Raw genomic sequence first — 12,661 nt, 5'->3', positions numbered from 1 at the left:
GACATCCGTCACGGCCCTACCTAGCGTCTATGTCATGCGCGGGAGAGTGCTCGTCAGCGGTGCCGCCCTGCTGCTCAGCGTCACGGCGTGCGCCGGCCCGCCCTCCCCGACGTCTCCGGCTTCCCCAGGGTCCGCGGCGTCGCCGGCCGGGGTGCCGAGCGCGTCCCGGCAGGACGCCGGCCAGGTCGAGCGGACCCTGGCCAGCCTGCGCAAGGTCGACGACCTGCCGCTGTACGAGATGACCTACGTCGGCGACTACGACCCCACGGTCGGCACTTCCGCCACGGCCCCGGCGAGCCCCTTCGGCTGTTCGCTCTTCGTCGCGTCGGGCGACCGGAGCCGGCCGCTGTTCGCCCGGAACTTCGACTGGGAACCGAACCCGGCCCTGGTGCTGCGCACCGACCCGCCGGACGGCTACGCCTCGATCTCCCTGGTGGACATCGCCTACCTGGGCGTGGGCGGCGATCCGACCGGCGACCGCCGGTTGCTCAACGCGCCGCTGCTGCCCTTCGACGGGATGAACGAACGTGGCCTCGCCGTGGGCCTGGCCGCCGACGACGCGGCGACGGCGCGCCCGGTGCCGGGCCGGCCGATGGTCGGCTCGGTCCGCATCCTCCGGCTGGTCCTGGACACCGCCGCCACCGTGGACGAGGCGATTGCCGTGTTCGCCCGGCACAACCTCGACTTCGCCGGCGGGCCGCCGCTGCACTACCTGCTCGCCGACGCCGGCGGCGCGTCGGCCGTGGTCGAGTTCGTCGATGGCACCATGCGGATCGCGCGGGAGAGCGGCACCTGGCGGGCGCTGACCAGCGTGCCCGTCATCGGGGTGCCCGACCGGACGCTGCGCGGCGACCGGCGGTACGGGATGATCGCCGCGGCGCTGGACCGGGCCGGCGGCGTGGTCGACGCGCCGGCCGCGCTGCGCATCCTCGACGCGGTACGGCAGCCGCACACCCGCTGGTCGGTGACGTACGGACTGCGTACCGGGGAGGTGCGGCTGGCGACCGCGACCGGTGCCGGCGAGCGGCGCTACCAGCTGCCGATGAGCTGACCGGATTCGGGCCCGGCCCCCCGAGTGCGGGGGACCGGGCCCGGATGTGGCCGAGACGTCAGTCCCGGTAGTCGGGCTGGGTCTGCACGTTGAGCCGGGTGAAGTGCTTCGTCTCCGCTCCCGGAATGGACGCCTGGTCAATCTCCAGCACGTCCAGACCCTTCTGGATGTCGCTGGAGAAGATGTTGCCGTTGTAGTAGTACGACGACCAGGCACCACCGAGGATCAGCCGGGTGTCGGAGAGCGGTCCCCGCTCCCAGTAGCCGATCTCCTTTGGATTGGCCGAGTCGGTGAAGTCCCAGACCGAGATGCCGCCCTGGTACCAGGCCTGGACCATGATGTCCCGCCCGGGCACCGGGATCAGCGAGCCGTTGTGGGCCACGCAGTTCTCGGTGCTGGAGTTGTCCCGGGGGATCTTGTAGTAGCTGCGGAACTCCATCGCCCGGGCGTCGCCGCTGCCGGTGATGTCGTAGATGGCGTCCGCGCCGCGGTTCGGCCCGACGGTCGTGTTGCAGGTCGCCGCGCCGCCGCCGCCCAGCTCGTCGGTGAAGATGACCTTGGTGCCGGTGTTGTTGAACGTGGCTGAGTGCCAGAAGGCGAAGTTGACCGTGTCCCGGACCTGGTTGATCACCCGGGGCGCCTCCCGGTCGGAGATGTCCATCAGGATGCCGTCGCCCATGCAGGCGCCGGCGGCCAGGTCCTTCTCCGGGTAGGCGGTGATGTCGTGGCAGCCGGTGGTCGCCGAGCCGCCCGGGCGACCCGGGTAGCCGCCGTCCGGGAAGAGGACGGGCGTGGCCACGACGGCCGCGTCGGTCGGCGTCGCGAGCGGCACCTTCACGATCGAGATCGAGTCGTGCGGTGGCGGGCAGCCCACGTAGGTGTCCCGGGGACCGTACGACGAGACGTAGAGGTAGACCGACGTCCCGTCCTTGGCCGGCACCAGGGTGTGGGTGTGCGAGCCGCAGGCGGTCTTGACCGACTTGATGTAACGGGGGGCCGTCTTGTCGCTGATGTCGAAGACCTTGATGCCCTCCCAGATCGTCTCGCTGGACGGTACGCCCTGGCTGTCGCAGGAGTCACCGTTGCGCGGTGAGTCCGTGGAGAGGAAGAGCAGGTCGCCGTAGACGGAGACGTCGTTCTGGGAGCCCGGGCAGAGCACCTGCGACATGATCTTCGGCTTCGACGGGTACGCGATGTTGTAGATGGTGAACCCGTTGTAGTTGCCGACAAACGCGAACGGCCCTTGGAAGGCCATGTCGGTGCCGAAGGCGCCCTCGGTGTCGAACGGCGCCTGCTTCGGCAGGTTGGCGATCTGCCGGATGTTCGGGCTGCTGGAGATCTGGTCGACACCGAGGCCGGCGGTGTCCACCGTGGCGGGTTCCGCGCCGAGGCGTGGTGTCGCCTGAGCGCTTGGTGCGGTGGCCATGCCGGCGACGAGGAGGCCGGCGGCGGCCAGGCTGACGATCCGGAGTCGACGGGCGGGTGGGGTACGGAATCTGATCATCGGCGAGGCCCTCCGAAAGGGGATGACGATGGCTCACACCTTACCGACGGATCACCATTATCAATGTGACCTGGGTCACATCAACCGTCCTTTTGGTATGGACAGGATCGCTGTCACCTCGACCGGGAGAGCGTGGCATATTACCGGCCGGTATGGACGGACGCTGATCGCCGTCACAGTGGGGGTCTGTCACGGTGAAATCTCAGGGTGCCGGCTTTCGATGAACTGAGTCAGCACACGAACGGGCCCGACCCCTGAAGGGGGCCGGGCCCGGGTGTGCCCTCCGGTCAGTCCCGGTACTCGACCTGAGTCTGCACGTTGAGCTGGGTGAAGTGCCTCGCCTGCGCGCCCGGGATCGACTGCTCGTCGATCTCCAGCACGTCCAGACCCTTCTGGTCGCTGGAATAGATGTGTCCGTTGTAGTAGTACGCCGACCAGGTGCCGCCGAAGGTCAGCTGGGTGGCCGAGAGTGGACCCCGCTCCCAGTAGCCAATTTCCTTCGGGTTGGCCGAGTCGGTGAAGTCCCAGACCGAGACGCCGCCCTGGTACCAGGACTGGACCATGATGTCGCGGCCGGGCACGGGAATCAGCGAGCCGTTGTGGGCGACGCAGTTCTCGGTGTCGGCGTTCTCCCGAGGGATCTTGTAGTAGCTGCGGAAAACCAGGGTCCGGGCGTCACCGCTGCCGGTGACATCGTAGATGGCGTCCGCGCCCTTGTTCGGCCCGACCTTCTTGTTGCAGGTCGCCGCGCCGCCACCGCCCAGTTCGTCGGTGAAGACCACCTTGGTGCCGCTGTTGTTGAAGGTCGCCGAGTGCCAGAACGCGAAGTTCCTCGTGTCCCGCACCCGGTCGATCACCCGGGGCGCCTCGCGGTCGGAGATGTCCATCAGAATGCCGTCGCCCATGCAGGCGCCCGCCGCCAGGTCCCTCGCCGGGTAGGCGGTGATGTCGTGGCAGCCGCTGGTCGCCGAGGTGTTGGAACCCTTGTACCCGCCATCGGGGAAGAGGTTCGGTGTGGCCACCACCGCCGCATCGGTCGGGGTGCCCAGTGGCACCTTGACGATGGAGATCGAGTCGTGCGGCGGCTGGCAGTCGGGATAATCGTCCGACGGGAAGTACGACGACACGTACAGGTACACCGAGGTGCCGTCCTTGGCCGGGACGAGGGTGTGAGTGTGCGAGCCGCAGTCGGTCTCGACCGCCTTGACGTAGCGCGGACTGGTCTTGTCGCTGATGTCGAAGACCTTGATGCCCTCCCAGGACTCCTTGATGGTCGCGGACTGCCCGACGCTGTTGCAGGAGTCGTTGCTGCGCGAGGAGTCGGTGGAGAGGAAGAGCAGGTTGCCGTAGACCGAGATGTCGTTCTGCGATCCGGGGCAGAGCACCTGCGACACGATGACCGGCGCGCTGGGACGGGCGATGTCGTAGATCACAAAGCCGTTGTAGTTGCCGACGAAGGCGTAGTTGCCCTGGAAGGCGATGTCGCTGTTGGTGGCGTTCAGCGGAGCCTGCTTCGGCAGGTTGGCGATCTGCCGAAGGTTGGGACTGCTGACGATCTCGTCGACGCCGGGGAGGGCGTTCGCGGCGTCCGCAGTGGCGCCGGACGCCGACTGCGGTGCCACTGCGGCGTTGCTCGGTGCGGCGGTCGCGACACTGGTGATGAGGAGACCGACCGCGGCCAAGCTCACGACGTGGAGCCGCCGTGTTAGGGGCGTGGAAAATCTGATCATCGGCAAGCCCTTCGCAAGGGGATGATGAGTGTCCACACCTTACCGTCCGCTGATGTCGATCGATGTGACCTGGGTCACATGTCGGCGCCCTGGTGAATGGATACCATCGCGGTGACCTCGACCTCAGGGAGTGGCTCATGACCAACTGGCGCGCCCGGACCCTGGCGATCGTCACACTGGCCCTCGCGCTGCCGGTGGTGATCCTCATCGTGGTCCACTCCGGCGGGTCAGGCTCCGCACGACCCGGCTCCGCCCCGGCGGGCACGCCCGCCCCGACCGGCCCCGCAGTCATCGTGCCCGGGCGGCCGGGTGAGTCGGCGGCCGTACGGGCGGCCGGGGAGATCGGCGACGTCGGTCCGGCCCCGCACAACTCAATGGACGTCTGGTTCGTGCGGATGATGATCCCGCATCACGCGCAGGCCCTGGAGATGGCCGCGCTGGCCCCCGACCGGGCCGCCGACTCCGACGTCCGCGCCCTGGCCGACCGGATCCGGGCCAGCCAGGGGCCGGAGATCGACATGATGCGCGGCTGGCTGCAGAACCGCGGCCTCTCGCCAGAGGTGGCGGGGCACGACCACGGCACGATGCGTGGCATGCAGTCGCCGGAGGCGATGCACCAGCTCGCCGCCGCCCGGGGCGCAGAGTTCGACCGGCTCTTCGTGCGGATGATGACCGAGCACCACCAGGGTGCCGTCGAGATGGCCACGAATCTGCTCAAGGTCGGCTCGGATCTCACCCTGTCGGAGTTCGCCAACTCCGTCGCCACCGAACAGGCCGTGGAGATCAACCGCATGCACGAGCTGTTGGCTCGCTGACCACGACATGACCACCGATCCGCGACGGACCGGGCGAATGGCAGCGGTTGTTGATTCCGCCGAGTCGCGAGCCCAGCTCGACTACTACCTGATCCTCTCGCCCGCCGACGGCCGTCCGTCCAGTCCGGAGGGGATCGTGATCGAGGAGTTCGTCCGAGACCGCCACTGCGTGACGGTGGGCCTGCACAGCGCAGGATGGACGCCGGCGGACGGCCGCTGGTGGAGTTCCGCATCGTTCAGCCGCGGCATGCGTACCGACCCGGAACTGTCCGGGCGGGTGACGCCGGTCGGCCGTGGGGTCGCCGAGGCGGTCTTCCGGCAGCTTGGCGCCGGACGGCTGCCCCCCGAAGCGGTGCTGCGCACCTACTTCCGTGACTACGAACCGTTCGCGACCGCGCCGCCGCTCCGGCTCGGCCCGGCAGACGCACCGGACGGATGCCACGAGAAGCGGGTCTACCGGGTCCTGTTTGCCAGGGACCTTCGTGCGGACCAACTGGCGGAGCTCAATGCCGTTTGGCGGACGTCGGCCGAAGGCGATGTCGCCCATCCGGCGGCACAAGGGATGCCCGCGGGCCGAATGCGGGTAGGGGCTGATCTCTTCGCCTGGAACCTCCGCAGGATCGGCCGGAACCTCGCCTGGTGCCTCGACCTGACCGCCTCGTTGGCGACCGACGCCGACGACGCCGTCAGGCCGGTGCTGCACGAGCTGACCTCCGTCCTGCGCCAGCAAGGGCTGATTCCCGTGACGACCGAACGGTTCGCCTGACGGCTCACCCCTTTCTCTACCGGGACCTCCCGTCCGGTCGGGTACAGGGTCCATCGTGGTCAGCTCGAAGGAGACAGCGGGCGGAGCCGCTCGCCCGGGCGTCGCACCACACCCGGGTACGCACGAACTGGCGGTCCTCCTCGCTGAGGGTGGCCTCGCCGAAGTCGATGGCCGTGACGTGGCGCAGTGAGTTTCGCAGCGCGACGGTCAGGGAGATCGCCTCGTCCAGGCTGGTGAGGGTGGTGGGGAGGTGCACGATCCAGCGGGGCGCGCTCACCGGTGCCACCGGCTGTCGGGCGAGTCGTCGATCGGGTCCATGTCCCTCCCTGGTCGATGGGCAGGTGGCACCGAGGCGGGCGGGGGCGGCCGGCGTGAGCGCGCGCCCACACCGGCCGGAGCCCGGCACCCACCCCGGGCCTGCTTCCTGGCGGCCGCTCTGCCGCCGCGGATGTCGTTGGCGTCGGAGCAGTCAGCCGGTCGCCACGGCCGACAAACCCTGTTGACCGTCCGGATGCTGCTCCGACCAAGGAAGGGGCCGCAGTGCCTAGCTGGGCCTTTCCTCACCTCCGCACCCTACCGACAATACTGGTAAAGCCAACGTTGCTCTTGAAGTTCTCCCGCTCGGCGTGATCAGATGTGTGGGCCTAGCTGGGAGTACTTCGCATGCCCGCACCACGGAAGTTCGAGCCGCATTATCGGCGGATCATCGCCGATATCAGGGAACGCATCGCCTCGGGCGAGTGGCCTCCCGGACACAAGCTGCCCTCGACCAAGGCTCTCGCCGACCTGTACGAGGTCGGCAGTCAGTCGACGGTTCGCCAGGCCATCACGATCCTCATCGAGACCGGCGAACTGTACGGCCATCAGGGTCTGGGCGTCTTCGTCGCCGAACGTTCCACGTGAGGACCGGCCGGCGAGGGCACGACGATCGGCCGGCGTCTGACCGCACGCCAGCCTGCGTCACGTTGGCCGCCGGCGAAGGGCACCCCGAGCGGGCCTCGGGTACCGCCCACCTGCTGGCCCACCTGAGACGGGCGACCGCGTTGTTGCCCGAGCTGGTCGGCGACACGGAGATCCGGGTCGCGCTGAGTTCCCGCGCTGAGGCCGATGCCCTCAGCCGGGCGGTGTGCGACTGGGCGCCTGGCGCGGTCGACGGCTGGACAGTGACCATCACCGGGTCGGCTTGGCCCGCGCCGGGGCGGGCCAGGTTGCACCGGGTGGGCGGGCGGTTCGCCGCTGAGTGGGTCGCGTGGTCGGTCGCCGTGGCCGCTGGCTTCGAAGCGGGGCCGACGGTAAGCATCGACGAGTGGGACGGCCCGTACGCTGGGTGACCGTGAACCCCGCCATCTTCGGTCGGCCGCTGCGCGGCGTCGCGTTCGACGTCGCCGTGTCCGGCCTGGTGGCCCTCTTCGCCGTCCTCGGCGTGGTCACCCAGCCCGGCGGCTGGAAGGCGACCGCGGTCGGCTTCGCGATGGCGGCGGCGCTGCTGTTCCGGCGGTCGCACCCGACGCCGGTGGCGGTCGTGGTGGCCGCGCTCGCGCTCAGCCAGGTGCTCGCCGGTTGGGGCCCGCTGGGCTACGACATCGCCGTGCTCATCGCCCTCTACAGCGTGGTCAAGTACGCCGACCGGCTGCGCGACGGCGTCCTCGCCGGAATGGTGGCCGCGGTGGGGGTGGTGCTCGCCGCCCTCCAGATCAGGGGGCCGGGGGCGTGGTGGGCGAGCGCGATCTACTTCGGGCTGGTCACCGGGGCGGTCTGGCTGGTCGGGCTCAACGTGCGGACCCGCCGGCTCTACGTGCTCACCCTGGAGGAGCGGGCCGCCACCCTGGAACGCGAGCGGGAGGCCGAGGCGCGGGCGGCGGTGGCCGAGGAGCGCACCCGGATCGCCCGGGAGCTGCACGACGTCGTGGCGCACAGCATGGCGGTGATGATCGTCCAGGCCGACGGGGCGCGCTTCACCATCGACCGGGATCCGGCCACCGCCCGGGAGGCGGTCAAGGTGGTCGCCGACACCGGCCGGCAGGCGCTGGAGGAGATGCGCCGGCTGGTGGGCGTACTGCGGGAAACTAGCCGGCCGGAGCCGGTGGCTGCGCCCGGCGCGGTGGGTGCCTGCGACGGCGACGGGTGGTCGGCGGAGCCGGTGCACCGTCGGCCGGCGCTGGTCGAGCTGCCCGAGCTGCTGGACCGGTTCCGCGCCGCCGGGCTGCGGATCGGCTGGCGGGTGACCGGCGAGCCGGTGGCGCTGCCGCCGGGCCTGGAGTTGACCGTCTACCGGGTGGTGCAGGAGGCGCTGACGAACGCGCTCAAGCACGCCGGGGTCGGCGCGGCCGTCGACCTGGACCTCGGGTACTCCGACGACGCCGTGCTGGTCCGGGTCGTCGACGACGGCCGCGGCCGGCCGATGGTCCGGCCGGGGCCGTCCGGCGGGCACGGCCTGGTCGGCATGCGCGAGCGGGTCAGCGTGTACGACGGCGGCCTCACCGCCGGGCCGCGCCTGGCCGGGGGGTGGCGGGTCGAGGTACGGCTGCCGCTACCGTCGGCGGCCGAGGGGGTGGCGGCATGACGATCCGAGTGGTGATCGTGGACGACCAGGCGCTGGTGCGCGCCGGGTTCAAGATGGTGCTGGACTCCCAGCCCGACCTGACAGTGGTCGGCGAGGCGATCGACGGCGCCGACGCGCTGCGGGTGCTCGACCGGGTCGACGCCGACGTGGTGGTGATGGACATCCGGATGCCGACCTTGGACGGGGTGGAGGCGACCCGGCGGATCTGCGCCGGGCGGCCCCAGGGCCGGCCCCGGGTGCTGGTGCTGACCACCTTCGACACCGAGGCCGACGCGTTCGCCGCCCTCCAGGCCGGGGCCAGCGGCTTCCTGCTCAAGAACGTCCCGCCGGAGGAACTGCTGGCGGCGATCCGGGTGGTCGCCGAGGGCAACTCGGTGGTGGCGCCGTCGATCACCCGGCGGCTGCTCGACCGGTTCGCCGGCCAACTCGGCCCCGGCCCCACCGAGGACCCCCGGCTGGCCCAGCTCACCGAGCGGGAACGGGAGGTGCTGCTGCTCGTCGCGCAGGGCCTGTCCAACGCGGAGATCGCCGCCCGGGTGCACGTCGCCGAGGCGACGGTGAAGACCCACGTCGGCCGCATCCTGGCGAAACTCCAGCTCCGCGACCGGGTGCAGGCGGTGGTCCTGGCGTACGAGAGCGGGCTGGTCACCCCCGGCGGCTGAGCGGCCGTACGACCTGGTCGTACGGCCGCGTCACCGCCCAGCACCGTCGACAACGGCGCTCCGGCCGTCAGCAGTGGGACCTGGCGGCCGTTACGGAGCAGGTGGTGCCGAGCGTTCGAGCGGGCGGGTAGTAGGCGAGCAGCGGTGCGGGCGACAGGTCGGGCCGCTCAGCCCTCCGCGACGATCGGAGGGGTCGTCGTGGTGCTGGTGTCTGTCGGTACCGGTGCCGTGGTCGTCGTCGTGTCGGTTGGCACCGGCGCGGTGCTCGGCGGCGTGGTCTCGACTGAGGAGGGCTTGGGCGACGTCGAGGGCGCTGTGGAAGCGCTCGGTGTCGGGGTTGGTGTCGCCGAGGCGGACGCGGACGGACGGTTGCCCGGGCCGGCCGGGCGGTAGGTCCGATCACCGCGATCGGTCGGGGCGGCCTCGGTGGCGGCCGGGGCCTCGGCCGCGTCGTCGCTGGGCGCGACCCCCGGCGAGGTGGTCTCGATCGTGGTGGCCGGGTTGTTGCCGACCGACTTCGCCGCGCCCAGCGCCGCGCCGAGGGCGGCCAGCGCCACCAGCACGGCGGCCAGGGCGCCGACCAGCGTGCCGCGCCGGCCCGCGCGCCCGGGCTGGGCCACGGTGACCGGCGGCGGCGCGGCCGGCAGGTCGCCCCGGGTGGTCATCGGGCCGGTCGGTCGGCGCAGCGCCATCGGCGCCACCATGGCGGTGGGCGAGTCGGAGATCGCGGCCCGGGCCGCCTGGGCCATCGCGGCGCCGGTGGCGAAGCGGTCCGCCGGGTCCTTCGCCAGCGCCCGGGCGACCAGCTCGCGGACCGGCTGGGGGATGTCGTGCGGCAGCTCCGGCGGCTCGTCGTCGAGGTGCCGGACGGCGACCTGGAGCGGGTTGTCGCCGGTGAACGGCGGACCGCCGGTGAGGCAGCAGTACGCCACCGCGCCGAGTGCGTAGATGTCGGTGGCGCCGGAGACCGGGCGGCCGGCGGCCTGCTCGGGAGCCATGTAGAGGGCGGTGCCGGGCACGGCGTTCGTGCTGGTGATGCTGGTGACGTTGGTCGACCGGGCCACCCCGAAGTCGACCAGCACCACGGTGCCGTCCTCCTGGACCAGCAGATTGCTGGGCTTCACGTCGCGGTGCACGATGCCGCGGGCGTGCGCCGCGTGCAGCGACTGGGCCACCTGCGCCACGATCGACATGGTCTCGCCGACCTCGAGCTGACCGGCAGCCTCGATCCGCCGCGACAGCGGCTCGCCCTCGACGAACTCCATGACCAGGTAGTCGGCGTGGCTGCCGTCGGGCAGCGTGTCCGCGCCGGAATCGAAGACCTGCACGATGCCGGGGTTGCGCAGCGAGGCCATGATCCGGGCCTCGGCGCGGAACCGGGCGATGAAATCGGGGTCGGAGACCAGCGCCGGCAGCAGAACCTTCACCGCGACCTGGCGGCCCAGCACCTGGTCGTTGGCACGCCAGACGTCGCCCATGCCGCCGGTGGCGACGCGTTCGTCCAGGCGGTACCGACCGCTGAGCACGACTTCCGAAGACAACACCCCAATACCGTACCCAGCGGGGCGGCGGAGTATTTCCCCGCGATCTCTCCGGTCGATAACGGCGGCCGGTTCGGAGTCGCTGGGCTGAATGGGTACCGGCTCCCGCACCGTTCGGCTCAGCGTGACGACATGGGTACTATCAGCCAGCAAAGCCGCTGCGCACTTCGTGTGTCCGCCTTCGGGCAACCCCGGGCAGCCGGCGTCGCAGCGTCCGACGATGATCGGTCGTTACGTCGACGCGCCGGGTGGCGGCGTAGATAAATCTCACTCTTTCCCAGGTGGGCGCCGGCTTGTCCCCCCCGCCATCCACTCCTAGCGTTAGCCCGGCTCCGGGCAGTCCCTTGACGCCGGTACGGTATGTCCGCCGACGGCCGTACTTCACGGCGAGTGTCCATACGTGCCGCCCGCCGCTTCGGCGCCGGGGGGCGATCGGATCAGCGGGGGGCTGATGGTGCGGGTGGTAGTCCGGTTGCCGGACGCAGCAGGCGCCGGGCACGCTGGTCGCGGCGAGGGCCGACCCGACGGGTCGGGACAGCGGGAACGGCGGGTCCATGACCGGTGAGTTGAGCGAGGCGGTCGTCGCCGCGCAGGCGGGTGACGAGGAAGCCTTCCGCTTTCTCTACCGCAGCCTGCAGCCCGGCCTGTTGCGCTACCTCACCGCGCTGGTCGGCGCCGACGCCGAGGACGTCGCCTCGGAGACCTGGCTGCAGATCTCCCGCGACCTGCCCAGCTTCACCGGCGGCGAGTTCCGCGCCTGGACGGTGACCATCGCCCGCAACCGCGCCATGGACCATCTGCGCCGGCAGCGGCGCCGGCCGTCGTTGCCGGTGCCGGTGCAGGCACTCAGCGAGCTGGCGGGGGACGCGGACACCGCCGAGCGGGCCGGAGAGACCATCGGTACCGAGGCGGCGCTCGCACTGATCTCCACCCTGCCGCCCCGGGAGGCCGAGGCCGTGCTGCTGCGGGCGGTGATCGGGCTCGACGCGGAGACCGCCGGGCGGGTCCTCGGCCGGCGCCCGGGAGCGGTCCGCACCGCCGCCCACCGGGGGCTGCGCCGACTCGCCGCCCTGCTGGATCGCGCCCAGTCCGACCAGCCTTCGGGCGGAGCCGGGAACGCCGCCCCGCCCCGCCCCCGTACCGGCCGGGGACGGCAGGCGCCCAGCGCGCCGCACGCCGAGCCGGCGGACGGATGACGTGAGGGGATTCGCATGAGCTTTCGCCGGTCCGACGGCCCCGCCGACCGGGCGGAGTCCGAGCGTCTCCTCGACGCGGCCCGGGACGGTCGGCCGCCCGCCGAGCCGGACCCGCTGTGGCACCTGCTCGCGGCCGCGGCCGCGCCCGCGAACCCGGCCGAGCTGTCCGGGGAGGAGCAGGCTCTCGCCGCGTTCCGGGCGGCCCGGTCGGCGCCCGCCCCCGCGGCGGCCAGGCAGCGCCGGCACCGGCGGTGGCGGGCCGGCGCGGCGGCCTGGGTCGCCGGGCTCGCCGCCGCCACCACCGCCGGCGTGGCCTTCGCCGCGGTCAGTCTCGACCGACCGGAGGAGCCGGCCTCGCCGCCGGCCACCACGCCCGGCAGCTCCGGCGAAGACGGCTCGCCGTCGCGTACCCCGAGCGCAGACCCGACCGGGAGCGGCCCGGGCGCCCCCACCACCGGCCCTTCCACCACGCCCGGCGCCACCAGCGGCGGTCCGGGCCGGCCGGCCGGCACGGAACAGCTCACCGGCCTGTGCCGGGCCTACCTCGCCAAGCCGGCCGGGCAGCGCGCCGGGGCGCTGGAGACGTCCGCCTTCGCCGATCTGGTGGCCGCCGCCAACGGTGCCGACCAGGTGGAGCGCTACTGCCTGCGGCTGGTCCCCGAGCCTGCCCCGAAGTCCCCGTCCAGCGCCGAACCCACCCGGTCGACCGGGCCCGCCGCCACCGCCCGGTCCACCACGCCGCCCACCCCCGACGCCGCCCGCAGCGCCAAGCCGACCCACGCCGCCCCCGGCTGACACGCCGATCCGGACAAAAATTCATCTCCGGGGGCAGG

The 12,661-nt window shown here is 71.8% G+C and carries 13 protein-coding genes; 9 read left to right on the top strand and 4 right to left on the bottom strand.

Translation table 11 applies throughout. The features are described from left to right. The first annotated feature begins 34 nt into the window (after positions 1 to 34). A complete protein-coding gene (locus tag I8N68_RS02840; RefSeq protein ID WP_200207225.1) occupies positions 35 to 1,051 on the top strand; it encodes a carcinine hydrolase/isopenicillin-N N-acyltransferase family protein in 1,017 nt (338 codons plus the stop codon). A gap of 58 nt (positions 1,052 to 1,109) precedes the next feature. On the opposite strand, the gene I8N68_RS02835 is transcribed toward I8N68_RS02840, so the two are convergent. Continuing rightward, positions 1,110 to 2,555, bottom strand: coding sequence for an LVIVD repeat-containing protein (locus I8N68_RS02835; RefSeq protein WP_234038666.1), 1,446 nt, complete (start codon positions 2,553 to 2,555; stop codon positions 1,110 to 1,112). A gap of 287 nt (positions 2,556 to 2,842) precedes the next feature. After that, positions 2,843 to 4,285 carry an LVIVD repeat-containing protein gene (locus tag I8N68_RS02830; RefSeq protein ID WP_200207222.1) on the bottom strand — a complete coding sequence of 481 codons (1,443 nt, stop codon included), beginning with the start codon at positions 4,283 to 4,285 and terminating at the stop codon, positions 2,843 to 2,845. Positions 4,286 to 4,422: 137 nt separating this feature from the next. On the opposite strand from I8N68_RS02830, the gene I8N68_RS02825 reads away from it, so the two are divergent. Both I8N68_RS02825 and I8N68_RS02820 read left to right on the top strand, forming a co-directional pair. Beyond that, positions 4,423 to 5,100 carry a DUF305 domain-containing protein gene (locus tag I8N68_RS02825; protein ID WP_200207221.1) on the top strand — a complete coding sequence of 226 codons (678 nt, stop codon included), beginning with the start codon at positions 4,423 to 4,425 and terminating at the stop codon, positions 5,098 to 5,100. A 7-nt stretch (positions 5,101 to 5,107) separates the two neighbouring features. Continuing rightward, complete coding sequence (locus tag I8N68_RS02820) at positions 5,108 to 5,866, top strand: hypothetical protein (RefSeq protein ID WP_200207220.1); 759 nt, start codon at positions 5,108 to 5,110, stop codon at positions 5,864 to 5,866. 16 nt (positions 5,867 to 5,882) lie between these two features. Here the strand turns inward: I8N68_RS02820 and I8N68_RS02815 are convergent, their stop codons facing one another. Continuing rightward, on the bottom strand, positions 5,883 to 6,143 hold the full coding sequence (locus I8N68_RS02815) for a hypothetical protein (RefSeq protein WP_372433669.1): 261 nt from the start codon (positions 6,141 to 6,143) through the stop codon (positions 5,883 to 5,885). A 386-nt stretch (positions 6,144 to 6,529) separates the two neighbouring features. Between I8N68_RS02815 and I8N68_RS02810 the strand changes: the two genes are divergently transcribed. The 4 genes from I8N68_RS02810 to I8N68_RS02795 all read left to right on the top strand — a co-directional run bounded on the left by I8N68_RS02810 (position 6,530) and on the right by I8N68_RS02795 (position 9,091). Continuing rightward, positions 6,530 to 6,769 (top strand): GntR family transcriptional regulator, encoded by a 240-nt coding sequence (locus I8N68_RS02810; protein WP_200207215.1) that lies wholly within the window; start codon positions 6,530 to 6,532, stop codon positions 6,767 to 6,769. A gap of 62 nt (positions 6,770 to 6,831) precedes the next feature. Further along, on the top strand, positions 6,832 to 7,197 hold the full coding sequence (locus I8N68_RS02805; protein ID WP_200207213.1) for a hypothetical protein: 366 nt from the start codon (positions 6,832 to 6,834) through the stop codon (positions 7,195 to 7,197). After that, positions 7,194 to 8,429: a sensor histidine kinase gene (locus I8N68_RS02800; protein ID WP_200208043.1), complete on the top strand. Its 1,236-nt coding sequence runs from the start codon at positions 7,194 to 7,196 to the stop codon at positions 8,427 to 8,429. The genes I8N68_RS02805 and I8N68_RS02800 overlap by 4 nt, the downstream gene beginning before the upstream one ends. Beyond that, positions 8,426 to 9,091, top strand: a complete 666-nt coding sequence (locus I8N68_RS02795; RefSeq protein WP_200207211.1) for a response regulator — start codon at positions 8,426 to 8,428, stop codon at positions 9,089 to 9,091. The genes I8N68_RS02800 and I8N68_RS02795 overlap by 4 nt, the downstream gene beginning before the upstream one ends. 167 nt (positions 9,092 to 9,258) lie before the next feature. Here I8N68_RS02795 and I8N68_RS02790 read toward each other — a convergent pair whose 3' ends face one another. Next, complete coding sequence (locus I8N68_RS02790; protein ID WP_200207209.1) at positions 9,259 to 10,635, bottom strand: serine/threonine-protein kinase; 1,377 nt, start codon at positions 10,633 to 10,635, stop codon at positions 9,259 to 9,261. A 551-nt stretch (positions 10,636 to 11,186) separates the two neighbouring features. On the opposite strand from I8N68_RS02790, the gene I8N68_RS02785 reads away from it, so the two are divergent. Both I8N68_RS02785 and I8N68_RS02780 read left to right on the top strand, forming a co-directional pair. Next, positions 11,187 to 11,828, top strand: coding sequence for an RNA polymerase sigma factor (locus I8N68_RS02785; RefSeq protein WP_200207205.1), 642 nt, complete (start codon positions 11,187 to 11,189; stop codon positions 11,826 to 11,828). Positions 11,829 to 11,843: 15 nt separating this feature from the next. Then, positions 11,844 to 12,623, top strand: coding sequence for a prolipoprotein diacylglyceryl transferase (locus tag I8N68_RS02780; protein ID WP_200207204.1), 780 nt, complete (start codon positions 11,844 to 11,846; stop codon positions 12,621 to 12,623). Positions 12,624 to 12,661 lie beyond the last annotated feature (38 nt).

This window comes from Micromonospora coerulea (genome assembly GCF_016598485.1).
Classification (GTDB): Bacteria; Actinomycetota; Actinomycetes; order Mycobacteriales; family Micromonosporaceae; genus Micromonospora; species Micromonospora coerulea.
This window is presented reverse-complemented; position numbering and strand designations above follow the sequence as displayed.